The organism is Acinetobacter sp. 3657, from assembly GCF_031456775.1.
In the GTDB taxonomy this organism is placed as follows: Bacteria; Pseudomonadota; Gammaproteobacteria; order Pseudomonadales; family Moraxellaceae; genus Acinetobacter.
Genome location: NZ_JAVDVH010000001.1, coordinates 104,016 through 129,068, shown reverse-complemented (window position 1 = coordinate 129,068; position 25,053 = coordinate 104,016). Strand labels below are relative to the sequence as shown.

The 25,053-nt window shown below is 38.4% G+C and carries 21 protein-coding genes and 1 tRNA gene; 9 read left to right on the top strand and 13 right to left on the bottom strand.

What is annotated here, in order from left to right; all coding sequences use genetic code 11:
* Positions 1 to 7: 7 nt before the first annotated feature.
* From J2Y37_RS00655 to J2Y37_RS00620, 8 genes are all read right to left on the bottom strand, one after another.
* Entirely contained in the window at positions 8 to 1,186 is a 1,179-nt protein-coding gene (locus tag J2Y37_RS00655; protein WP_349031493.1) for a DUF4268 domain-containing protein, read from the bottom strand.
* A 55-nt stretch (positions 1,187 to 1,241) separates the two neighbouring features.
* On the bottom strand, positions 1,242 to 2,552 hold the full coding sequence (locus J2Y37_RS00650; RefSeq protein WP_349031492.1) for a restriction endonuclease subunit S: 1,311 nt from the start codon (positions 2,550 to 2,552) through the stop codon (positions 1,242 to 1,244).
* Positions 2,553 to 2,560: 8 nt separating this feature from the next.
* Positions 2,561 to 4,927 carry a class I SAM-dependent DNA methyltransferase gene (locus J2Y37_RS00645; RefSeq protein ID WP_349031491.1) on the bottom strand — a complete coding sequence of 789 codons (2,367 nt, stop codon included), beginning with the start codon at positions 4,925 to 4,927 and terminating at the stop codon, positions 2,561 to 2,563.
* An 83-nt stretch (positions 4,928 to 5,010) separates the two neighbouring features.
* Complete coding sequence (locus J2Y37_RS00640; RefSeq protein ID WP_349031490.1) at positions 5,011 to 5,397, bottom strand: hemagglutinin repeat-containing protein; 387 nt, start codon at positions 5,395 to 5,397, stop codon at positions 5,011 to 5,013.
* 1 nt (position 5,398) lies between these two features.
* On the bottom strand, positions 5,399 to 5,569 hold the full coding sequence (locus J2Y37_RS00635; RefSeq protein WP_349031489.1) for a hypothetical protein: 171 nt from the start codon (positions 5,567 to 5,569) through the stop codon (positions 5,399 to 5,401).
* Positions 5,570 to 5,659: 90 nt separating this feature from the next.
* Entirely contained in the window at positions 5,660 to 6,898 is a 1,239-nt protein-coding gene (locus J2Y37_RS00630; RefSeq protein ID WP_349031488.1) for a tetratricopeptide repeat protein, read from the bottom strand.
* Positions 6,899 to 6,912: 14 nt separating this feature from the next.
* A complete protein-coding gene (locus tag J2Y37_RS00625) occupies positions 6,913 to 8,502 on the bottom strand; it encodes a CAP domain-containing protein (protein WP_349031487.1) in 1,590 nt (529 codons plus the stop codon).
* Positions 8,503 to 8,532: 30 nt separating this feature from the next.
* On the bottom strand, positions 8,533 to 9,141 hold the full coding sequence (locus J2Y37_RS00620; RefSeq protein WP_349031486.1) for a hypothetical protein: 609 nt from the start codon (positions 9,139 to 9,141) through the stop codon (positions 8,533 to 8,535).
* A gap of 1,024 nt (positions 9,142 to 10,165) precedes the next feature.
* Between J2Y37_RS00620 and J2Y37_RS00615 the strand changes: the two genes are divergently transcribed.
* The 4 genes from J2Y37_RS00615 (at position 10,166) to J2Y37_RS00600 (ending at position 11,798) form a co-directional block, all read left to right on the top strand.
* Entirely contained in the window at positions 10,166 to 10,501 is a 336-nt protein-coding gene (locus J2Y37_RS00615; RefSeq protein ID WP_349031485.1) for a hypothetical protein, read from the top strand.
* Positions 10,502 to 10,733: 232 nt separating this feature from the next.
* Positions 10,734 to 11,123, top strand: a complete 390-nt coding sequence (locus J2Y37_RS00610; protein ID WP_349031484.1) for an Arc family DNA-binding protein — start codon at positions 10,734 to 10,736, stop codon at positions 11,121 to 11,123.
* 127 nt (positions 11,124 to 11,250) lie between these two features.
* Entirely contained in the window at positions 11,251 to 11,466 is a 216-nt protein-coding gene (locus tag J2Y37_RS00605) for a hypothetical protein (RefSeq protein ID WP_349031483.1), read from the top strand.
* 8 nt (positions 11,467 to 11,474) lie between these two features.
* The gene (locus J2Y37_RS00600; protein ID WP_349031482.1) at positions 11,475 to 11,798 is read left to right on the top strand and encodes a toxin-antitoxin system HicB family antitoxin; all 324 of its coding nucleotides are present in this window, start codon (positions 11,475 to 11,477) and stop codon (positions 11,796 to 11,798) included.
* Positions 11,799 to 11,906: 108 nt separating this feature from the next.
* Here J2Y37_RS00600 and J2Y37_RS00595 read toward each other — a convergent pair whose 3' ends face one another.
* Positions 11,907 to 14,327, bottom strand: coding sequence for a hypothetical protein (locus J2Y37_RS00595; protein ID WP_349031481.1), 2,421 nt, complete (start codon positions 14,325 to 14,327; stop codon positions 11,907 to 11,909).
* Between the two features lie 26 nt (positions 14,328 to 14,353).
* Complete coding sequence (mobC, locus tag J2Y37_RS00590; protein ID WP_349031480.1) at positions 14,354 to 14,923, bottom strand: plasmid mobilization relaxosome protein MobC; 570 nt, start codon at positions 14,921 to 14,923, stop codon at positions 14,354 to 14,356.
* Between the two features lie 1,087 nt (positions 14,924 to 16,010).
* Here mobC and J2Y37_RS00585 point away from each other — a divergent pair.
* On the top strand, positions 16,011 to 17,219 hold the full coding sequence (locus J2Y37_RS00585) for a tyrosine-type recombinase/integrase (RefSeq protein ID WP_349031479.1): 1,209 nt from the start codon (positions 16,011 to 16,013) through the stop codon (positions 17,217 to 17,219).
* A gap of 16 nt (positions 17,220 to 17,235) precedes the next feature.
* On the opposite strand, the gene J2Y37_RS00580 is transcribed toward J2Y37_RS00585, so the two are convergent.
* The 3 genes from J2Y37_RS00580 to J2Y37_RS00570 form a co-directional block, all read right to left on the bottom strand.
* Positions 17,236 to 17,325, bottom strand: a tRNA-Ser gene (locus tag J2Y37_RS00580).
* Positions 17,326 to 17,411: 86 nt separating this feature from the next.
* Positions 17,412 to 19,442 carry an NADPH-dependent 2,4-dienoyl-CoA reductase gene (locus tag J2Y37_RS00575; RefSeq protein WP_241324166.1) on the bottom strand — a complete coding sequence of 677 codons (2,031 nt, stop codon included), beginning with the start codon at positions 19,440 to 19,442 and terminating at the stop codon, positions 17,412 to 17,414.
* A gap of 387 nt (positions 19,443 to 19,829) precedes the next feature.
* Positions 19,830 to 20,729, bottom strand: coding sequence for a DMT family transporter (locus J2Y37_RS00570; RefSeq protein WP_349031478.1), 900 nt, complete (start codon positions 20,727 to 20,729; stop codon positions 19,830 to 19,832).
* Positions 20,730 to 20,989: 260 nt separating this feature from the next.
* On the opposite strand from J2Y37_RS00570, the gene J2Y37_RS00565 reads away from it, so the two are divergent.
* The 4 genes from J2Y37_RS00565 (at position 20,990) to J2Y37_RS00550 (ending at position 24,734) form a co-directional block, all read left to right on the top strand.
* Positions 20,990 to 21,841, top strand: a complete 852-nt coding sequence (locus tag J2Y37_RS00565; RefSeq protein WP_349031477.1) for a LysR family transcriptional regulator — start codon at positions 20,990 to 20,992, stop codon at positions 21,839 to 21,841.
* 28 nt (positions 21,842 to 21,869) lie between these two features.
* A complete protein-coding gene (locus J2Y37_RS00560) occupies positions 21,870 to 22,259 on the top strand; it encodes a hypothetical protein (protein WP_349031476.1) in 390 nt (129 codons plus the stop codon).
* Between the two features lie 246 nt (positions 22,260 to 22,505).
* Positions 22,506 to 23,855 (top strand): argininosuccinate synthase, encoded by a 1,350-nt coding sequence (gene argG, locus J2Y37_RS00555; protein ID WP_005196359.1) that lies wholly within the window; start codon positions 22,506 to 22,508, stop codon positions 23,853 to 23,855.
* A 195-nt stretch (positions 23,856 to 24,050) separates the two neighbouring features.
* A complete protein-coding gene (locus tag J2Y37_RS00550) occupies positions 24,051 to 24,734 on the top strand; it encodes a pirin family protein (RefSeq protein WP_349031475.1) in 684 nt (227 codons plus the stop codon).
* The last annotated feature ends 319 nt before the right edge of the window (positions 24,735 to 25,053 follow it).

The window sequence follows — 25,053 nt, the reverse complement described above, 5'->3', positions numbered from 1 at the left end:
TTAATTCTTACTTAATCACTTGATACGCTGCATTCATATATGGTTTAAAGGCTTGCTCAAGCTTTTGTATATGTTCCAAGTGCCAAGCCGTATAACTTTGCCATAAGTCTGGGTTATGCCCTTCGGTATACAGACTAAATTCAATACGGGATGATTTCTTTGCATCTAATCTCAGCCAGTCTAAAGGCTGACCAAATTTGCGTTCAATCTCATCTTTACGCTCATAGAAAAAATCAAATAACAGTTTATTTTCTACAGCTTCTTTTTTCTCAAAAGCGAGATCTACGCGAATCGCTTTCTGCAATAAAAGAAGACGGTAAGAACATTGTGAGATCCCTGTTGCCGAGCTCAGCCAATGATCAGTCTTCGGGCTAATATTGTTATAAAGTGAATTTTCACTTTGTGAAAAATGAGTAAGCAATTGCTCCCAATATTGGTAGCGAATATTGATTTGATCGTCTTGTTTTACTTTTGCGATGGTTTCTTCATCTTCTTTTCGAGAGAGCCGCACCATATATTCCGATGCTTCAGGAACAGGAATAATTTGTTGAATATCCACTAACAATTGTTCGCCTAGTTTATAAGGTGATACCTTGACGCATTTCAGATCAATTTTACGATCAAGTAACCACAATGCGGTATTGGTCACCTCCTTACGAAACTCGCCTGCAACTAAAATAATTCGTTGGCTATTGCGTGGATTGAGTGTCGTAATCGACACGCCCATTTCCTGATGTTCTTCTAAAAAGCGTTCAATCAGTATTTTGGCTGTGTTTTTAACTTGGTCAGCGTCAAACGCATTCGGCTCTAAATCAGGATATGTCGGTCTATTCTTAAACAAATATTTTGCAAAGACATCTTCAATGTCATCTGAGGTAGACGGTGCAACATAAGACGCATATTTGAGTGCCTGCCATACAGCATCACGTCCACTGTCATCGCGCTTGTTTTCAATCAGTACAAGTTGTCCTTTGGTGTCTAATGCCAAAAGGTCTAAACGTTCGCCTGTGCCAGCAAAGCCATCAAATTCTTTTTGGATAATGAGTAGTTCTTCGCCCAATGCTTCAGGGTGACTGACTAACCATTCTTGCAAGTCATAACGCTCAGTCAGCTGTTGTTCGCTGAGTTTTGTACCGTCTAATGGTTTAAGCTTTTTATTGGCTGTGTCTACTGTATATAAACTCATATTCCCCCCGAGATATTAAAAAACCTAGCCAACCGAAGTTCGCTAGGTTTAAATTTTACGCCACTTTAATTTTGCCTGTCACAGCATCATTAATGAGTGTGGTTTTATATTCTTTTAATAGATCAATCTCTTTTAAAGTGTTTTCTATCAATATTTGATTAGCCTGAACCAACTCGGCAATAAAATTAGCAATGTGCTTTTGCTCATTTAAATTAGGGATAATTAAATAAACATTTTCTATATGTTCATTACTGAGATTTGCTTGTTTTGTACCAGATGGTAATTGATATATTTGATCTAAGAACACATCACTTTGTAGCTGATTCAGAATAAAAAACTTATCAATGTCTGTATTAAAATTAATTTTACCAACACGCTGATTCAAGAAAAACTTATTATCATCTTCTAGTAAAACAGCAAATCCATAATCTTTTTTTCCTAATGTTCCCGTGAGGGACATTAAAATATCTCCTTTCGACACAACCCATTTAGAGTGGGTATTAAGATATTTTTCATCTAAAAATGTAGGTTGTCTCTCTAAGCTTAAGGTATTCATATATAAATTTGATATTTTTAATAATTGCACTCCTTCATCTTTAAATGAATCCGACGAAAATGCAAAACCACCTTCAACCTGTGCTAAATACTTCAATTTTTTTATATGCCAATGCTCAGGAATTTGACCAATCCATTCCACACCCGAATCTTTCATGGGTACATTTGGATCTAACCCTTGAGTCACTGCTTTTTGAATCACAATTTGCTTACGTTCATTCAGTAAAGCAATTTGCTGTTCTTTAATTGCGATGGCTTGGTCGATTTTTCCCGCTTTATCTTTGATAAATTCAACAATCTTCTTTTGTGAATCAATATTAGGAAACACAAATGGAATATTCTTCATTCTATCTTTTGATAAATCCCATTGACCAATACGCACACCATCAGATGCACTTCCAAAAAAAGAAATATAGGTCTTACTTCTTATCGCCCAATGAAAAAAATCAGGATAAATTGGCTTAATGAATCTAAAAATATAGTAAGCAGGACTGACAATACCTGTATATGGCGATACGCCATATGAACCTTGCCATGCTTTCATTTTATTCATGCCAAACTGACCTTTTTCAATCAGTTTGTAATTACTTAAATCATCAGGAATGAAGTTATGATTTTCCGAATCATCTTCGATATCTCTTAAGATTACCCCTCTCTCACGAGTAATCGAGAGTAAGTCTTTATCAGCATTACCCTTAATTGAAATTGGCTCTAAGATCGTCCCTAGCCTTTCGTTAAACCAACCTGTAGGAGTCTTCCCAATCCATTTATCGCCTGAATCTTTATAAGCATCATATTTTGCAAACATCATGCTTCCCCTTAAAGACCCAAAATCTGCGCAATCAAACCATCGGCTTGCTTCTCAAGACTTAAAATATCTTGAGCCACATCTTCTAAAGAACGCAACGGCTTATGCTGGTAGAAGTACTTATTAAAGCTAATCTCATAACCAATCTTCACAGAATCCAGATTAATCCACGCTTCAGCCACATGCGGTTTCACTTCATCTAAGAAATACTGATGAATCTGCTGTTTTAACGGTACCGATTCACTATCACGCAAATCGCTATTGCTTTCATAGGTGGTGAACTCAGCTTTTTTCGCCGTTGCATAATAGCCAAAGTCTGCTAAATCAGCTTCTGTACAGCCCAAGTGTGCAAGCCAATCGGCAAGCTCAGCATCATTCAGCTTCACGACTTTTTTCACCACTTTTTCTGCGTTTTCGTCATACCAACTGACCGCATTTAAAATGTTATTCTTTTCCGAATTCGACAGCTTAATCTTTAACGCTTTGATTGCTTCATCGACTTTTTTCTTAAACAGGTTAAAGTCTGAGAACTTATCTGTACCCACCTGTTGCATGATGCTTAAGGCATTGTCCAAAGCGGTTTTTAAAGCATTCCAATGCTTCACATCAAACAGCTTGGCTTGCGCTTTATTGTTTAGCGTAATCTCTTGATCTTCACACCACGCCAATACATCTTTATTCACAGCATCAAGTTTCGCTTGTGAATAGAGGTCATCGCCATAGGTGTTAAACATATATTCCATCGGCTCAGACAATGACTTATCAAAACGTAAACCTTGTAAACGCTCTGCACTAAATTGCGCTTTACGGCGATCTGGACGCTCAATATTGACTTTGTAATAACCAAAATCTTGGTTATCAAAAACCTTACTTGCGATACCGATAGGATCATTTTGAGCATCCAGCTGACGTTCTACGTCTTGACCTGCAAGATAGGTCTGCATAATTTCAGCAATATGCTCAGGTGCAAACTCACAGTTTTTATTTCCTAAGTTTTTACGCAACTTGCGGAACATTAAACTTGCATCAATCAGTTGTACTTTGCCCTTACGATGCTTAGGTTTATTATTCGATAACAACCAAATATAGGTTGTAATTCCAGTGTTATAGAACAGGTTATTTGGCAACTGCACAATCGCATTGAGCAAATCGTTTTCAATGATGTAACGACGGATATTACTTTCACCGCCACCAGCATCACCCGTAAATAAGCTTGAACCGTTATGAACTGAGGCAATACGGCTACCAATGCCATTATGCTCAGGCGATTTCATCTTATTGACCATTTCCATGAGGAAAAGAAGTTGACCATCGCTTGAACGTGGTGTTGCATCACAGGATTCTTCATTGCCCCAATAGTCTTTTAGCTTCACTACGAAGCGAGGATCAACCACATCTGACCCATCTTTGATGTATTTTTGCTCAGATGCCCAACTCTTACCATAAGGTGGATTTGACAACATAAAGTCAAACTTCGTACCAACAAATTCATCTGTGGTCAGGGTCGAACCAACACGAATGTTTTCAGGGTTATTGCCCTTAATCATCATGTCTGACTTACAGATCGCATAAGTCTCATCATTAATCTCTTTACCGTACAAAAGCACGTCACGGTTGCCTTTTTCCACGACGTAACGTTCATCAATAAAGTTTTGAGATTCAGTCAACATCCCACCTGAACCGCATGCAGGGTCATAAACCGTAATGGTTAAAGGTAATTTCTCTTGAATTGGATCAAAGACAAAGTGCGTCATTAACTCAATCACTTCGCGTGGGGTAAAGTGCTCACCCGCCTCTTCGTTATTTTCTTCGTTAAACTTACGAATCAATTCCTCAAAGACATAACCCATACCTAAGTTGGTTAATGCAGGCAAGCGATAACCGTCAGGATCTACAGCACTTTTAGGTGTTAAATTAATATACGGCGATAGAAATTTCTCAACAACATCTAAAAGCACGTTTTTATGTGACATGTGGCGTATTTGAGCAAATAGGTTAAAGCATTGAATAATTTCTTTAACGTTAGCGCTAAAACCATCTAAGTATTCTTCGAAGTTTGCTAATAAAATTTCAGGGTTATTCGATGCCGCTGTGTAGAGTGAACGTAATGTCCACTTTGATGTGTTATAAAACACATAACCTGATGCTTCTTTTAGAGCTACATCATCAAACTCAGTGAGTTCCATTTCGACTTGTTGATATCGAACTTCTTCAATTACTACATCTTTAGTTGGTTCTAAAAGTGTATCTAAACGGCGTAATACTACCATCGGTAAAATCACATCACGATATTTACCGCGTACATAGACATCTCGAAGGCAATCATCAGCGATTGACCAGATAAATGAAACCAATTTGTTATGTACTGAATGATCCATAAGAACTCAAAATAAAGCGTAAATTTTTAATGCCTGTATTTAACACTATTTTAAAGTTTTACGGCAGGGTATATATGAATTACTTAAATATTGCTACTCGAAGTATCTTGCTGGCTCACCACATGGATATTGTTGACTTGTAGATTGCCCCGATCCTGTATGCTCACTTCGCCGCCTTTGATAGTCAGGCTGTTTAAGCGACCTTCGGTTTTGTTCAGGCTCACTTCGCTGTTGACGTGGCTCAGGCTATTGCTTTCTGATGTGCTAGTTTGTTTGCCTATCGATGCACTTCCATCACCACCATAGGTGTAACTCATACTTTGGCTATTGGTTTTGCTATGACTACTTTGGCTGTTATGTTCTATTCCTGCGGTGACATTCAGGTCTTTGGTTCCATCAAAGCTGGTGGTGCCTGTTACGGTTAGATCAACCTGATCAGCAGCATTCAGTAATACTTTTGCCAATACCACGTCAGAATCTACATTTGATTAGGTAATATTTGTCTTCATAAACTTCAATGAGTGTGACTAAAATTGCCATTTCCTCTGCTTCAGGCGTACCTTTATCTGTTTGAAAAATGCTTTCTAAACGAATAAAAGCGTTAGTAAGATCATCATCATTTCTGATTGGTTTAATATTCACTGATATTTCCTCATTCTTATAGTTTCCTCCAATTCCTAATACCTAGAAACAGGAGGATAGAAATCAATAAGCCATTCTGATTTAAGAGTATTATTTCAGCTTCGAATAAAACTTACTCTTACTATCATACTGATAAAGTACAATTTTATTTACTTTAACCATCCGATTATTGTCGTTCATATCCGTTCCCTGATAATGAATCTGGAATGGATAAAATTGCTGCCCATTTTGGTTAACTTTGATTGCTGAAGAATAGCCGTACTCTGGTTGTTCTGAAACTTTTCCTTCTTCAAACATTTGTTCAACAATATAGCTTTCTTCATTTAACAGAAGAAGTGACCATACGCTTTCCCCATAACCATTGCCGTAATAACCATCAATGGTATAGCTTCCTAGTATATTGTTTCCAAAAGCTTGTAAGTTCTTTCTAAATTCCTGAGCGTTCCATGAGGTTCGACCATATCCCTCAATACTTTCAACTCCCCCTTGGGCTGTTTTTGAAATCATTTGGAATTGTCCATTGTCCAATTTTTTAAAGAGATATAATTCCAAAGTACCTCGTGTAACATGTGAAGTTTCTATCCTGCCTTCGATTGCTAAAGTCACTTCCACAGGGACTAAATAACGGGCTTCCCCCTGCATATTCTGGTAAGTAAAAATAGGCGCGATGCTGATCACAGCGTCTGTGAGATCGTCTAAGTCGCTAGGCTTATTGACATAATAGTATTTGCCACTCCCCCAATAATCATCTTTTTGTCTTTCTCTGGATGATGTCACTTTGTAAAAACTTCGGGCAATGGTATCGGTACTTAGGTTAGCGAGTACAACTTGCTTAAAGTTCTTAGGTTCAAGCTTGGATGTATCATAGTATTTAATGGCTGTTGTGGCTGTTTGTACTGATGGCATTTGAGTGGTATTAAGCTGCTGCACCTTGGCTTGTAGTGAGTTATACATCCTGACCGCTTCAGGTTGCCCTTGCCGTGCTGCACTTTGTAACAAAGCCACGCCTTTTTCTGCATCCTGTGGTATACCATCTCCACTCAAGTACATGATCGATAATGCGTACTGTGAAGGAGCAAAACCATTCGCTGCTGCCTTGGAAAACCATTCAGCCGCTTTTTTATGATCTACAGGTACACCCTTCTTTCCCAAGTAGTAAAGCATCCCCATATTATGGTTACTTTGATTATTATCTCCTTTGGTCACGACTTGTGACAGTACATAGTTCAGTCCTGCCGACAAGTTCACTTTCTTAGTTTCAGCAGATACTGTTGAACTGATCCCTACAATACCAATGGCTACAACAAGGTGAAGTATTAATTTTTTCATCTGATTCTTATCCTTTATTTGTTATCGACTTTAAACCAGTAGGAATATTCTTTAGGCTGACCATTCACTAGAACATTGCTGAGTTTGACATCGTAGATCACGTTCAGTTTTAAATCGTCAAAATTAAACTGGATATGGTTGGGAACACCGATATTTTCATAACGAATATTGCTGATCTTCAGTTTAGCTCCACTACTTCGCTCAATGACAGTAACGGTGGCTTTAGCGTAGTCCAGATTACGATTGGCAAAGAAATTCTTTTGATCAGTTAATATTGAAATCGAGAGAATTGAGCCTGCCATATAATATTTTGCAGGATAGTTGTGGTAGGGATAAGCAATCACACCAAGTGGTGCAGTGGTTGTATGATTAAAGGGATAAACCACTTTATAGGACGTACCGACTACATATGGGAATCGAGTATCCTTAAACGATGGTGCATTGACTGAACCATACGCCGATTTTTGTAAAAATGGATTGAGCATCCAGAGTCGATGCCCCACATCTCCCACATACAGGTTTAATTTGTCATGCACCATACTGGTAATGCTTTCGGCAGGTGAATAGTCATTCTTATTCTGTCTTACCCCCATCTCAAGGCTGCTGGTCCTTGCACCTACAGCACCAATATCTGAATAGCAGTTTGTGTTAGCTTCGGGGTAATGCGTCAAGATGTTGTTTGCCGCAAGAATCAGTGCGGTCTGCATCATCTCATCTTCACGGGCATAGTCGTATGTAATACTTGGCAACCCATGCAAGGTACGAACCGTATTGATTTCATTTAAAAATTCATTTCTAAACTTTGCACTGAGCTTGCCTGCATAACAGTTTTTGATATCGGGGGCATCACTCATGGATGAGGCTTTAAACACATCGAAACTAATCGTCTGACTCTGTGCTGCCAATGTTTTGGCATCACCCTCCTGAGTGAGTTTAAGGGTACATAACCCTGCACCAATCCCCTTGAGTTCACCCTGACTATAAGTACAGGTTGCAGTAGACAGGCTGCTGATCGTGACAGAAAGTTTGGCACTGGATTCAGCATCTAGCGAATAAATACTCTCCGTCAGGATGTATTTAATTTTTAGCGGGGTAATGGTTTGTTTGAGCTTATCGACACATACATTATTTTCTAGATATTGCTCAGCCGCACAAGTTACATTGACGGCCATACTGCTGCTATTCAATGGTAGAACTTTTGCCGTGCCTGCCTGTGTTAGGACTAGAGTACACTGACCAATATTCAGGGCCTTAAGTTCACTGCCACTTACACTACAGATATTGGGTGTATTACTGCTAAAAGTCACTGCCAGCCCTTGATCTGTCTTTAGCGATAATGGATAGCTTTGACCTTGGATCAAGTTACTCAATGGGAATGACTGAATGTTCTGCACTGCCTTGTTTTTACATTCCCCCTCTTCCAGATATTGGCTTTCAGCACAGGTCACTGGCTTAGGATTGGTATTGCCATTATTAAGGTGATCCGTTCCACTGCCATTGGATAAACTGGAATCTCCACCTGAACTACCACCACCACATCCGACCATGACTGTGCTGACTGCCAGCATCAGCACAGATGGCATAAACGATCTTGAAATCATCATATTTGACTGCCTTATATTTATATATTGTTATTATTGATAATGATCAGCCGAAAGAAGTTGACGGATTTCACTGGCCATCTGGGGACTACGCCAAGGAAACAGCACTTTAAGACTATAATTCGGTTTAAATTGATCCCGTGTTCCAATATTGACTTGGAACTCACGTTTCATCGGTGTGCGATGTACTTGTTGGTTAACATGGGTTCCCATCATCGGGTTACTGATCACCGTGGTTGTGGTTCTGAAACGATCTTCAACCAGATTGTAATGTCCCACAGAAGTAATGTAGTCAAAAGGATATTTGACGAGACGTTGATCAGGCTGATCAAACAGGATGATGGTTTTGTCCTGACTGTTAATCCAGACGCCACGGTTTTGATAATTAAAGATTTCACCCTGACGTCTCAGTTGTTCAGTCATTCCATCAAAGTAGGTATTTCCATATTGATAGAGGTAGTAAATGATGACAAACCAGAAGAGATCAAAGCCAAAGAAAAAGTAGCCAAACCATCCAAAGGAAAAGATTTTGGCGACAATGAGAAAGATCACAACCGGCAAGACCACACACTTTAAAAATAGTTTGGATTTCTGAGGACGGTTTTCGATTGGAATGATTTTAGGTTTGGTTAATTCAGACATGGTTGTTCTCCGCATGTTCAATGCAATTCACAATCACCAGCAGATATAAATATAAAAAGGTCTATTTTTTATAGGCGTGATTTAGCCATCCACTGTTGGATTGTTCTTGTTAAAAAGTTTTTTAATACAGACGAATAATAAAAGTTAGCCGTCTAGCCCTCGTTGAAAAGCACAACAAGGTTGAACAGGTGGCGAGGCACAAATCAGAAAAGATAGATACAGCATAAGAAGCTCCTTGAATCTTAAGAAGTTCTGCCATATCACTGTCAAATAATGGTGGCAGAACAAAAGAGGGTTGACAGACTGGGATCCAAGGAACCAGCACACCCGAAGGTGTCCCCCTTCTGTCCTACCATAAAGATAAAAGGGGGACGAGAAGGTCCACAAAAAATAGACAGGCTATTTTTTGTGCTGGATCAACGGTCTGTCAAAACCGACTGGCAATGTAGGCCAGCGAGCCCATATTAATTTTATCCAGCGCTTTAGTCAATTTCACTACAATTAAAATCTAGACAATCAGCTCGGATGGAGAAAGTTAAGTGGCTGATTTTTGCTTAACCTCAAATTCAGCCATCAAGGTGGTTATTTTGATTTTATGGATAAGCCTAAAATATGTATAAGAATAAATATTAGGCTCACATAGCCGTCCCTAGATACTTTTAATAAATAATTTTCCAGCCGTCAGAAATTCAAAATTTCTTCAGGATAATCAATAAATTATTTAATGTTAGGATATGTAAAAAAATCATACTGGATCATTGACAGGTTAAGGTATACCCAGCTAACCTAGTATTACACAGCAAAATCTGTGTTCAGGCGTGAGAACCTGATACAATCTAGGTGCAAATTAATGTCGCACTAGCGACTATTTTTTTGCCTACTGTTTAGCAGTCGTTATGGCAGCTTGCAGGGCAACCGTAAGGTTGGCTGAGCCTAGATTCAGTATTCTCACCCCTGTCTTGCTGCCACCATTACCGTGAGAAGTAATGATGGTAAGTGTTAAAACTTATCTAGGACTACTGCTATGAACGCAATTCTTCATGGTGCAAACACTTGCACACCTAAACAACAAGCTTCTCAACTCATTGTTGAACTTGGCAATACAATTTCAAATCCTCAACGCCAAACGTTGGCAAATCTTTATATTGCGGTTGATACAGCAAACTCCTTACTCAACGAGCTCGAACAAGCACATCAAATCATTCGCCTATGCATGCATGAAATGACTGATGAACAAATTCTTGAAGTCGCAAAGCTCAATCAAAAGAGTAATTTATCTTCATTGTGGGCATTCCGAACGCACCAACGTCAAAAGATGATTGTACGGGCACAACGTGTTTTAGGAATCCGTTCTATTTAACTCACATAATTATTGATGAATTTTTAGCTTGTTACTGTGCACTGTATAAATCTACTGCATTATTATCGATTAAACAGAAATAACGTTAAATGCAATCAGTGACAGTAGCAAGGCTAAAGATAATAAAAGTCCTATTTTTAAAAGTGGTTGCTTAAAATGCATATTCCTGCATAAACATACCACCTATTCCTGTTCGTACCATACCAGTCGTTCCTATTCGTAATGAGCCAAAATGCATAAACCACAAACAGTAGATGCACAATTTAAACTTGGATTACCAACAACATTAAAGTTAAAAATTGAAAATGAAGCTCAATGCTTGAAGCGATCTATGAATGCTGAAATTGTGGCACGACTAAAAAATAGCTTTAACATTAAAAAATTAGACAATAATAGTGTACTGAACCTATATCAACTTATTGATCGCAAGAAAGAACTGTCAAATCGCTTAATCAAAGCAATAGAGTATTTTAATTCATTGCAGGCAAAAGAAATTAAATATACACACATTGCTGAACAACTAGGATATGTAACTGCTGAATCTGTCTTAGATTGGATACAAGGCAGACATGAACCATCTTTCCCCCCAACTCAGAGAGATAGCAGAGTATCTAAAAGTTAATCCGTCTTGGCTTGTACATGGTGATGGTGAAATCAGTTCTTGAACAGTAGTATCATTATTGATACTATTTTGAGATTGGAATTATTGAGCATATTTATGGCTAATATTGATCAACTCACTAGAGCAAATGCGGAATAATCCAAAAAATATTCATTTTGTGGATTTACTCAAGGTTTGCAAACAGTATTTTGGTGAGCCAAGACAAACAGATGGTAGTCACACCGTATTTAAAACACCGTGGCAAGGCGATCCCCGTATAAATCTTCAAGATGATAGTGGAAAAGCTAAACCGTATCGGGTGAAGCAAGTTTTGGCTGCACTTGATAAACTAAATGCATTGTGAGGTGGAAAATGGATAGTAAGAAATATACATACCGTATTATGTGGTCAGTAGAAGATAATGAATACGTTGGACTATGTGCTGAATTTCCATCATTATCTTGGCTTGATGCAGATCAATCTAAAGCATTTTCAGGCATTGTTAATGCCGTTGCTGAGGTTGTAGCCGATATGATCAGCAATAACGAAAAAGTACCAGTGCCACTTTCAGATAAAAAATATAGTGGTCGTTTTGCTGTGCGTGTTCCATCAATGGTTCATCAAAAACTAGCCTTAGAAGCAGCAGAGCGTGGTGTAAGCATGAATCGTTTAGTATCTGCAAAATTAGCGATGTAAGCAGTTTTAAGGATATGAGATTTTTCTCATATCCAGTGGTTTGAGAAACAGGAATGACTGGTATGGTACGAACAGTAATAGATGGTCGTTTTATTCAGTAAATCGCACTTAAAATTCAGGACCAGAGTCATTTGATTTCTGTTGCTTAGCTTCAACTTGTGGTTGACGTTGAATGTTATATTGCTGCCCCAGCATGGCAGCAATTAAGCTCATCATCAACCTGACAACTTCTTCAACGAGCTTTGCAAGTTGTAGTATTGTTGCTGTAAGTTCTGCTGAATGCTCTCGATCGAGTTGGTATTGTTGTTGCATTGATGCTGCATGCTCTTGATCTGCGTCTGCTTGTTCTCTAAGTCGACGCATATGTTGTTTAAACTGTTCATATTCTGAGTGCAGTTCAGCATCATCTCGTTTAAATTCTTGATTTGTTGCTGGTATTGCGATTGTAAATTCATCTCCTGCTTCTCTAGTACGTCGAAGCGCTTGATCAAGCTGGTTGTTAAGAGCTGTAGTTTGTTGATCTGTGTTTCGCATAACATGCTCTGTTCTTGAAGTCGCTGCTCTTTCTGATGCTGTAACTGCTGCTGTTGCTCTAACTGTTCTAATTTTTCCTGCCTCGATTGTAACTCTTTGATCATCAATCCAATATTCTGAAATAGATTGATCTCGACTTGGCTCAAGTCTGACGGACTGCTGAAACCTAAGATTTTCAAGATCTTGTTCATGTCGTCTCTGTTGTTCTGCTCGTAATACTCGATCACGCTGAGCCTTTTTTTCATCTTCTCGACGTTTTCTTGCAAGTCTTGCATAGTACTCAGCGATGATGGCGTCAAAGCTAAACTCATTTGTTCGAGTAAATCCAAAATCATCTGCTGTGTGTCGCTGCCGTTGTGATGCTGAATAGTCGTATGTTGCTGTTCTTTCATGGCTCATTTCTCCACAATGCATGGAAAGGTCAGATGAATATTCGGCTCTGTTGGATGAATCATTTTTTTGTTCAAATTCAGAGTATTGCAATCGATCCATTTCGGAGAGGTAATTGCTCGGAAACGATTGCCCTTGCCGTCCGTCAAGATTTCGGTCTGGTTTTTGGTTAAAATCGGCTGTGTGAGATAATAGTTGGAGGGTAATATTACTAAAATATTCAGCAGCCCCATTCCAAGCGCCAACAGAATAAATGTTTTCAGAATCAATTTGGGGTTGTGAGTGATCGACTGTGTTATCGCTTGATCTACTTGCGACTGTAATAGTTGCTTCTGATCTTCTAATACCCGTATGATGCTCTGAGTATTGTTCTGAATTTGGGCTTTGATCAAATTCTGATTGTCTTCGATCGTCTGTTGCAATTGGGCTTTGCTCTGCTGGAGATGCTTTTGCATGATCTGATCGATTTCGTGGAGATGTGAAGACAGCTTCATTTGTATATTGTCGATATTCTGCTTCAGCTCTCCTCGATATGTATTCAATCCTAGGATCAACGTCTGGGTCTCGTTCTTCTGGTGTTGTAGCAGATGCATAACGTTGTCTGTTGTAATCTGCTCTTGCTTGTCGAGCTCCTTGCAAAGCTTTTTCTGCTCGATCTCGAAGTTGAGCACAAGGCGTTCGAGTGTATTTTGAAATCTGATTAACTGTTCGCTGCTCATCGTTTCCACGTTCTCGATCTGCTGTTCGAACTTGTTCAAGAGATTTGATACGCTCTCGAATTGTTCTTGAACATTTTTCGATGTTGAATTGTCTTTCATAGATTTCTCCTTGAAAATAAATAGGTTTTTTGCCGAAAGGTGGAACTAGGCTGAACTGTTTTTCTCGAATTTTGACTACTTCACTTGCCAGCTTGTTGTTTAATACAAACTGCATAAAGTCATCACGGTTTCTGACTAAAAGTTCAGCAGGAATTACTTGAGCATGCTTTTTTTCTTGTTGTTTCAACGATATTGATAAAAGCTGTAAATAAGTGTTTTCAATGTACTGTTTATAATTCTCTCGATCTTTTCCAACCTTTTTTAGCCCAGATTGCAAATATGTCTCATGACCTTTTTTTGTGAATCGGGCACGGTCGGGATCATTCGGATCTGCCCAGCCGTATTCGAAATTCAGCTTGTCTTGCAACATATGAAAATGCTTTTGGAACCTGCCAGGAGGTGCGATATTCATTGCTTTTCCTGACCTGAGTTCAAGCCGAGGGACAAGAATATGAACATGTTTTGAACCATTTGGTTCTTGATGCAACACAGCGGTCATATGATATTGATCAGGTTCGAGACCGCTGAAGGCCAATGCTTCAAACTGTTTTAAGACATCTTTCATTTCAATATTAGTAGGTTGATCTTCTTCAGCAAAAGCAATCACAGCAGACGTATATTTATGTTTAAAAGGAGAACTATCTGCAATTTTTGCAAAGAGATGTGGATCACCGCAGAGCACTTCGACATGCGGACGGACAATATTCATGTGATCCTTTTCATCAAGAACATAACTTGCTGCACGTGCTGCACTGCCCGTTCCATGCCTCAACATCTTAATCAACATACCCCGCCCTCCCGTTTAAAATAAAATTAAATTTCTAGACGGTCATTAGAGAGATCAGCATCTGGGACGAATTCAAGTTCATCGTCTCCGACAACTTGCATTTGTCGCAATAAATCAGCGAGATATTTTTGTTCAATATGCTGATGTCGGCGCTGAACAGTCTCATCAGAACGATGCAGTGACGGAGAACAAGGCAGTGGATAAAGTTGATAGATTTTTTTTAAATAGTCTTCGACCAGTAGGTAAGTTCGAAGCAAGTCCACAGGACTCCCCATTTTGTTAGCAATGTGAATTGCGCGAGTAACTTGGTTGAGATTATTGCCAATTTTTGCAAGTTGAAATGCAATGCTCTCTCTATCTTCTTCCCTTCTCTGACGAAATGATTGCTTGACAACGACATGCGATTCACGAATTGTAGATTGATCAACATTCAAGATATTTTGAATATAGTGACTCACGGAAAACCGAATAAAATCGCTAGTGGTTTTATTTAATAACTTTGCCGAATTTTTAATTAACTCTAACTCACCATCATTTAAACGCAACTCAAGCCGACTTACTCTTTTTGATTTTTTACTAACAATTTCATTAATCATAAGCACACCAAAATCATCAATCCATTTTTAAGCTATAATATTTTTTAAAATAAAAAAAGAGTTTTTTAATAAAAATTTAGAATAATTTTAAATTAAAATAAATAGTTACTCTAAAAATTTAAAATAGCTTACCTATTAAAAGTGGCGGTTTGGCTGCAAGCCAACCAGATCCCATTCGTACAAAACCCCAACTTTTGTTGTGATTTTGTACGTACATGGGTAATCTGGCTCGACCGGTTAAAATCATATTTAATGTACTTTAGACTATTAAGTGTTATATTAATTTTATAAAGATTAAAAGTATCATGATCATCAAAGAATAACTAAATAATCTTCCCAAAGGATAAATATCTAAAGAAAATAATTCTGAAATATTTTTCAAAAGCATACACTTAGTTAAAAAAATACTGAATAAATTATTTCAATACTAAAAATCTATAAAATTAGTAAAAAAATAATCCCATAGAGACAAATCATGCATTAAAATTTAATAAAAATTAATCCAAATCCAATGAAATATTTATCTAAAAATAAAAAACGACCTTTAAATATTAAAAACCAAGCATCCACAAGTTAAGAACCCCAACTTTAAATTAAAAAACAACCTCGATCATACAAAAGATTAATTACTATTATAATAAACATAAAATCAGTTTAGAAAATAAACCTATTTTTTGATTTTTTACACCAAAATCATTTTTATATAAAAAAACATGCTAGCTTTCAAAGTATAGAAACTTGTTTTACTCTTAAGATCCCAATTACAAAAACGAGGATTTTAAGACAACAAGGCTTTCTTCAACTGTATTAAAAATTGAAGAGGTCAAAATGATTAAAGATCTTTATCTAATAAAATTCATTATTAGATATACACAAACTTTAGCAAGACTTTCGAATAAGAATGCGGAGGTTCAAAAATGAATAAACATTTTGAACTGGTGGATTGGGTCACCGCAGAAAAGTTTTGTGAATTGACGGGCGAACAGATCTCAAACCTAAAAAATCTACGTCCACAGTGGGATGAAGGAAAAGTCTGGGTGAAAGTGTCTGATCGTAAAATATTATATAGCATAAAAGGTTATAACAGATGGGTCGAACAAGCAGCGCTGGTCTACCAAAAGGCACAAGAGCAAGATCGGGGAAAATACAGATTAACTTTAAATGGAACAGTAAGCGCGAGTGGTTCACTCTCGACCTCACTGACACACCAGCCAACTTCAGTAAGGCGGCTAAGATTAGAGAAGATTTTGTAACTAAGGCCAAGTACGGAATCTTAAAGATTGAAGACATCGAAGCGGTTACGGTCAAACCCATCAAAAAAGCTGACGCTGCGCAAGAATCATTGCCAGCGTCACATGGCCCAACATTTGCCCAGTATGCGCAAGAATTTCTCTACAACCTCGCTGACCATAGGCAAGGCACCAAGCAAAAATATCTATCAATTTTGGAACGGCTGTGGATGCCATTATTTGCTGACATGCCAATTAATACGATCACCAGCCAAATGTTGCGTACAGCCGTTAATGGACGTGAATGGTCATCAGCGAAGACTCGAAATGATGCGCTCATTCCTTTACGTGGGGCATTCGAATTAGCCCATGATGATGAGGTTATTGATAAGAATCCATGTGATCGATTAAAGAATCAGAAAACGCAGGAAGCTGAACCTGATCCATTTAATGAGATTGAACGAGAAAGAATACTGAACTGGTTAAGAGAGAAATATCTTTCAGACTATCCGACTGTGTATTGGTATTTTGTGGTGGCATTTTGGACAGGTTGCCGTCCATCAGAAATTATCGCGCTCACTTGGCAGGATGTAGACTTTTTGAATAAGCAGATTCACATCAATAAAGGTCGTGTGAACGGCGTCCAGCAGGAAACTACTAAAACCAATAAAGCCAGATTTGTAGATTTGAATGATTTTGCTTTCGAAGCATTCCAACAACTCAGATTACTAACCTATCTCAAATACGAGCATGTATTTATTTGTGATGAGACTGGTGAGGAATTTACTACGCAAAAATCATTGAGTGAAAAGTTTGTGGCTGCATTGAAAGCGAACGGCATACGCTACCGCCCTGCCTATAACACTCGTCATACTTATGCGACTGTATGCTTAATGAATGGACTCAATCCGGTCTATGTGGCTTCACAGCTGGGTCATAGTTTGGTGATGCTCATGAAGCGTTATGCGAAATGGATGAACTCAGATAAGAACAAAGAAGAGATTGCTAAAATCTCGAATAGTGCCAAAATTGTGCCAAAGAAAAAGGGAATCAAACTATGTATTTGATTCCCTTTAAGATATTTGGCGGAAGCGGTGAGATTCGAACTCACGGAGGACTCACACCCTCGTCGGTTTTCAAGACCGGTGCATTAAACCGCTCTGCCACGCTTCCATGTGCGTAAGAATACAAAGCTTGTTTGCTTTATTCAAGGAATATTTAACTGCAATGTATTCAAATGCATATTGTTTCATCAATTGTTAAAGTCGAGCAGCCAACTCTGCGCCATCACGAATCGCACGCTTGGCATCAAGTTCAGCAGCTAACTTAGCGCCACCGATAATATGATAGTTTGCAAAAGTCTGTTCACCCTCTTTAGGCATTAAATCTTTTACCGACTCTTGCCCAGCACAAACCACAATCGTATCAACACGTAATAGCTGATCATGTCCGTTATGCTCAACCCATAAACCTTCATCCGTTACCGCTTTATATTGCACGCCCCGAAGCATGCGTACAGCATGTTTTTTCAATTGTGCGCGATGTACCCAACCTGAGGTTTTGCCTAAGCCAATACCAAGGGGGGTAGTCTTACGTTGCAATAAAAAGATTTGGCGTACAGGCATTTCAACTTCTGGACGCTGCATACCACCTTCAGAAATATAATTCGGGTTTGGATCAACACCCCATTCACGCTGCCAATCTGCAAGCGGTTGTGGCTGAGGTTGATGTGCTGGTTTTAATAAAAACTCCGATACGTCAAAACCGATCCCCCCCGCACCAATCACTGCGACTTTGTGACCAACTTCTGCCCCTCTTAATACTTCCGCATAAGATAAAACTTGTGGAGCGCTACTACCTTGGATTTTTAAAGCGCGAGGAACAACACCCGTTGCCACAATCACTTCATCAAAACCTTCACGCTCAAGTTGTTCACGACTGACTTGGGTATTCAAACGTAAATCAACGCCTGTTTGTTTGAGCTGTACTTTAAAATAACGAATGGTTTCGTGAAATTCTTCCTTACCCGGAACAACTTTGGCCAAATTAAACTGACCACCGACATCGTTACTTGCTTCAAACAAAGTCACAGCATGTCCACGACTTGCCGCAACAGTTGCCGCTGACATCCCCGCAACACCACCGCCAACAACTGCGATACGTTTTGGTTTTTGCGTTTTGATATAGACCAACTCTGTTTCAAAAGCAGCACGAGGATTGACTAAACAAGTTGCACGTTGATTTTTAAAAGTATGATCTAAACATGCTTGGTTACATGCAATACAGGTATTAATTTCATCAACACGATTGGTCGCGGTTTTATTGACCCAATATGCATCTGCTAAAAATGGACGTGCCATTTGCACCATATCGGCTTTACCAGAAGCGATAATATCTTCTGCGACATCAGGCATATTGATACGGTTTGACGCGATCACAGGAATAGAAACGTGCTGTTTAACAAATGCGGTATAGTCCACAAATGCGGCACGAGGAACTGAAGTCACAATGGTCGGAATACGTGCTTCATGCCAACCAATCCCCGTATTTAATAACGTAACGCCAGCTTTCTCTAATGCTTTCGCAACCAGAATAACTTCTTGCATGGTATTACCGTCATGAACCAAATCTAGTAGAGAAAGACGGAAAGCAATAATGAATTTTTCGCCAACTTTTGCACGAATTGATTTAACAATTTCCACTGCAAAACGCATGCGATTTTCAATATCTCCCCCCCAACGATCAGTACGTTGGTTGACATGACGACTTAAAAATTGATTCAGTAAATATCCTTCCGAACCCATAATTTCAACGCCATCATAGCCTGCTTTCTTCGCTAAACTGGCACAACGCGCATAATCATCGATGGTATCTAAAATATTTTTATTGCTCATTCCACGTGGTTTAAACGGTGAAATGGGTGATTTCACAGAACTTGAAGACACCACAAATGGCTGATAACCATAACGACCCGAATGCAAAATTTGCATCAAAATTTTAGCGCCATGCTTATGTACAGCATGCGTGACCAGACGATGATGCGGAATATCAACCAAACTGTTCATCGTACCACCAGCAGGTAACAACCAGCCTTGACGGTTCGGAGAAATACCACCTGTGATGATTAAGCCAACACCACCCTTCGCTCTTTCTTCAAAATAAGCAGCAAGTTTAGGGTAATTAAAGAAACGATCTTCCAAACCTGTGTGCATAGAGCCCATCACCACACGGTTCTTAATGGTGGTAAAGCCTAAATGTAATGGTTTTAAAATATTTGCATAGCTAGTCATGGTATTCCTTCTCTATTTTTTGGCTTTGCAACTTGTTGCATAGTACTTTAATACTTTTTTGGCATTTTGGGATGACTCTTTTTCATATTTTCGGTGTTGAAAGTGTCAATTTTGCACGAGGATCTCAACAATTTTTATTTAAATAACAAAACAGAATAATGACTTACAAATAGACCTCTTTCATAAATACCTTTTTGATTCTCGCTATGGGAGAAACATAAAGAGATGTAAGTCATTATGAATGGGATCTCATGCATACAATGCTTATGCAATCCTTTGAATAAATTAAAATAAAAATCAGCCATGTACAACATAACTGATTTTTTTGATAAAAAGTGAAATGACCTTTTTTTTTGATAAAAAGTGAAATGACCTTATGCAGGTCGATTAAGTAATGGCACGATTTTTCGATATTTTCATTTTCAAAGCACTGATAAAAATGCCAAGACAAATAAACGCGGCGCCAATTAAAATATTGACTGTTAATGGTTCATGCCAAACTAAATAGCCAAACAACAGACTTAAAAGTGGAATACACATAATTGAAATTGAAGCAATAAAAGTATCAACCTGACTCACAATCCAATTCCATAACACAAAGGCAAAACCTGTCCCAATCACTGCGATATAGAAAAGCATCGACTCATTCAAAGGATTCAGCCAAACTTTAAAATCAATCGGTTCAAAGATTAAAGCGCCTATCAAAATCGCGCTGCCACCCATCAACAATTGCCAAATGGTCAGTTTTACTTTGTCATAAGTAGCAAAATTCTTTTTGATATAGACTGTTGCCATAGCCCAAAAAAAGCCAGAGCCAATTAAAAGTACTTGCCCCATCAAGGATACGTTCATGTGTAAATGGTGGAGTTGTGGCCAAAGTATCGCGATCAGCCCCAAACTACCGAACACTAATCCCAAAATTTTCTGAGCATTTAAACGTTCATTTAAAAAATAATGCGCTAAAACCCCAATAAAAATTGGCATGGTAAAAACCAGAACAGCAGATAAACCAGAGTCAACAAATTGCATCGCAAATGTCTGTGTCGCATAGAATCCGAAACAAATCAATAAACTTGAAATGATCAATGACCTCCATTCCCCCTGTTTCGGCAAAATCGATTTTCTGAGAATGAATTGCAACACCATTAATGTCAAAGCAGCAAGAATCAATCGCGTAGAAATAAATAAGAATGGCGGAAAGACCAGTAAGCTATGTTTAACCAGTCCCCACAACGATCCCCAAACCAGACACAGCAACGCGATTGCACTGATGACTCTAATATTCACACATTTTACTCAACAGATGGAAAGTATGGCTAGTTTAAAAAATAAATGACATCATGAATAATGCTATGTTTTAATGTATACATCATTTTTTTTAATGTTAGTTTGAAAAATAATCTTCTACATTTTTGGAAATAGAGTTCTTTCATAAGCATTCAACCCCTCTCTGTATTTCTCGCATCAGGGGAATGAGCAACGATTGAAGTTCCGCAAGGGGTTTATCAAGCGCGCTAATGCATGAGTTGTCATATTGAGGATAGAGCGTGAATATTGACATTAACGATATCAGATCATTTGTCACCGTTGCTGAACTAAAAAGCATTACGGCTGCGGCAAATAAGCTTAATTATTTACAGTCTAATATGACCGCTAAAATTAAAAAAATTGAAAATCATTATAAACGTCAGCTGTTTATTCGTAAGCCCAAAGGTGTTGAGCTGACTGAGTCAGGAATCAATTTATATACTCAATATAAAAAAATGATTTTCACATGGGAAGAAACCGAAAATAAACTGTATCAGCAAGAGAACTATTTACGTTTCGGTACCAATACCAGCTTAGGTGGTATGCGTTTTTATCCGTCGTTCAGTCAGCTCTATTCCGCCTACCCTGACCTTTCTATCACCATGAAAACAGGTGCTACAGGTTTTATTGAAGATGAGATTTTACAAGGAAATCTCGATATTGCTTATGTACTCGGCCATCCCACACAAAAAAATCTTCAATACATTCAAAAAGCCAATGATCAACTGGTGATCATTGGTAAAAATGTCATCAATCACGATAATCTTGAGGACTGCCTCAATCATCAAAATATTTTGCTTGCTTCAGAAGAATGTTGTTATGCCACCACACTGAATAATATTTATGCAGACTATCAACTTAGCAAAGGTGAGTTAACACATATTTATGACCATGAAGCCTTGGTTCATTTTAGCCAACTGGGTATGGGTGTCTCGATGATTGCCAAATCTCTAATTAAAAAATTTAATATCCAATATTATATGGAAACACCTGAGCCCTATCGGAATATTGGTTTATATCTGATCGCTCGTCATGATCATGTATTTACCCCGATTGAAAAACAATTGATCGGCTTAAATGATTCGCTCTAATTTAGGTTGATGATTTCGAGAAATCAATATGCATATTAAACCTAAACATTTATTCCACGGTTCATCCCAACATCTTGAACGACTGCAACCCACTCAAGCAGTGGGCGATGGACTAAAAGATAATGCTTTTGGTATATATGCAATCGAAAATAAATTGATCGCTCAGTTATTCTCAATTCAATATATCAGCCTAGCTAAAGACGCTAGATTCGCGATTAAGCTTGAGAATGATCAAGTGTTCGTGGAACTAGATCGGTGTACTGTCGATTGGGAGCGTGTGGGTTATGTCTACACCCTGCTCTCAAATGACTTTGTTAAAATTGATGATCTGCAATGGCTATCGACAAAAAGTGTGCTGCCACTAAAGATTGAACAAATTAATCCTTCCGATTTTAAAAAATACATACGCCAGTTGTAAAAATGAAAATATCTGTCCTCACAACCAATGGATATCGCATTTTTTAGCGTTCTGATTTGCTTGGTGCGGGCCACTGGAAAATTGCGATTAAGATTAAAGCAATGTAACCTCTAAAAAGGTTTAAATTTTCCTTAAGATCAACTCGATTTTACAAAACCATGACGCACGAAAAGTGTTACAATAGTTCCGATTTTTGATTATCCAAGACCACCTGTTCGGGGTCTTATTATAACGTTAGGACAAGCAATGACTGATAATGCAACTATCTTGCAGCACGTACCTGTAGGCAAAAAAGTTGGGATTGCCTTCTCTGGTGGTCTCGATACTTCAGCGGCTTTATTGTGGATGAAACAGAAAGGCTCAGAGCCTTATGCTTATACCGCAAACTTAGGTCAACCTGATGAAGATGACTATGATGCGATTCCAAAAAAAGCAGAAGCTTATGGTGCAGTCAAAGCTCGATTAATCGATTGTCGTTTACAACTTGCCTTAGAAGGTATTGCTGCGATTCAATGTGGTGCATTCCACATTAGCACTGGTGGTGTTCCTTATTTCAATACCACGCCGTTAGGTCGTGCAGTGACAGGTACGATGCTTGTAACTGCAATGAAAGAAGATGACGTCAATATTTGGGGTGATGGCTCTACTTATAAAGGTAACGATATTGAACGTTTCTATCGTTATGGTTTGTTGACCAACCCAGATTTAAAAATTTATAAGCCTTGGTTAGACCAAAACTTTATTGATGAGTTAGGCGGCCGTGCCGAAATGTCGCAATTCTTAATCGACAACGGCTTTGACTATAAAATGTCGAAAGAAAAAGCTTACTCAACTGATTCAAACATGTTGGGCGCGACGCACGAAGCTAAAGATTTAGAATATCTTGATGCTGGTATTAAAATCGTTGATCCAATCATGGGCGTTGCGTTCTGGAAAGATGATGTCGAAGTTCTGCCAGAACAAGTGAGCGTGACTTTTGAAGCGGGTACTCCTGTTGCTTTGAATGGCAAACGTATTGATGATCCTGTTGAGCTTATTTTAGAAGCCAACCGTATCGGTGGCCGTCATGGTCTAGGTATGTCTGACCAAATTGAAAACCGTATCATCGAAGCAAAATCTCGTGGCATCTATGAAGCACCGGGCATGGCATTATTACACATCGCTTACGAGCGTTTAGTGACGGGCATTCATAACGAAGATACCATCGAACAATACCGTATTAACGGTTTACGTTTGGGTCGTTTATTGTACCAAGGTCGTTGGTTTGACTCACAAGCACTGATGTTACGTGAAACTGCTCAACGTTGGGTTGCAAAAGTAATTACAGGTACTGTGACTTTAGAATTGCGTCGTGGTAACGACTACACCATTATGAACACTGAATCTCCTAACCTCACTTATGAAGCTGAGCGTTTAACCATGGAGAAAGGTGATTCTATGTTTACGCCGATGGATCGTATTGGTCAGTTAACCATGCGTAACCTAGATATTACCGATACTCGCGCTAAACTCGGCCTTTATACAGAATCTGGTTTACTCGCTGTGGCGCAAGGTTCAGGTTCTGCGATTCCTCAACTTGAAAATAAATCAAAATAAGTGATTGATAAATAAATTTATCTCACTTGAAAAGGCTGAATAATTCATTCAGCCTTTTTTATTAATCATAGTAAAGATACATAAAACAAAATCATTCTATTTATAGAACAATATGTCGCAATAAAACACTATCTAGCATCATTATGAATCGATAATATTATGCTTAAGCAAAACATAATAATTTGGAGATGCAAGATGAATGCTTATCTACATCGTAGTGAAAACCGTGGTCATGTCAAAGCAGGCTGGTTAGATACTTATCATAGTTTTTCATTTGGTAGCTGGTATGACCCTAAATATATGGGTGTCAGTGCCTTGCGTGTGATTAATGACGATACGGTTGCAGCATATAATGGTTTTGGTACTCACCCCCATGACAACATGGAAATCTTAACCTGTGTACTTGATGGTACGATTTCACATAAAGACAGCATGGGAAATGAAGGACAAATCAATGCGGGTGAATGGCAGTTAATGAGTGCGGGTACGGGTGTGACCCATAGTGAAATGAATAAGCATGATAAAGCCGTGCATTTATTACAAATTTGGATTCAACCCAATGTGCAAGATGCTGAGCCAACTTATCAGCAAATTCTGCTCAATCCTAAAGATCATCCAAACCAATGGCATTTAATTGCTGGCGATGAATCTGCACCCATGTTGATTCGTCAAGATGCTGAAGTGAAAACTGCGGTAATTGAAAAAGATCAACGTTTAGAAATTGCAACACAGAAGAAAGTAAACTATGTGCATGTGATTTCGGGTGAAGTAATGATTGCTGATCATTTGGTTAAAGCAGGTGATGCTTTGCTGTTTGATGAAACTGCAACTGTTACCGCACTACAAGACAGCCAAATGATTTGGTTTGATTTACCATAACCCACTATAAGTTGTAGACATTAAAAAAGCCCGATTTACGGGCTTTTCTACAACCTTGAACATTTTTAAAAACGATCAGAACCGTTTCGTTCGTTGTTAGCTGTTGTATACGGGTTTATCATATCTTTGTTCATTTAGGCAAGATCGCTCTTGAATCCCAAATAGTATATGACTTCCGTATTGTTTAAATTATCACCATTTTCAATTCGGGTCAAGAGGTTTGGAATATCACTGAAATTTAAAAAAATAAGCAATAAAAAGACTGATAAACTTTGACTTAACAGTCTTTTTTCAATCTTGGTAGGTATAAGCAGACTCG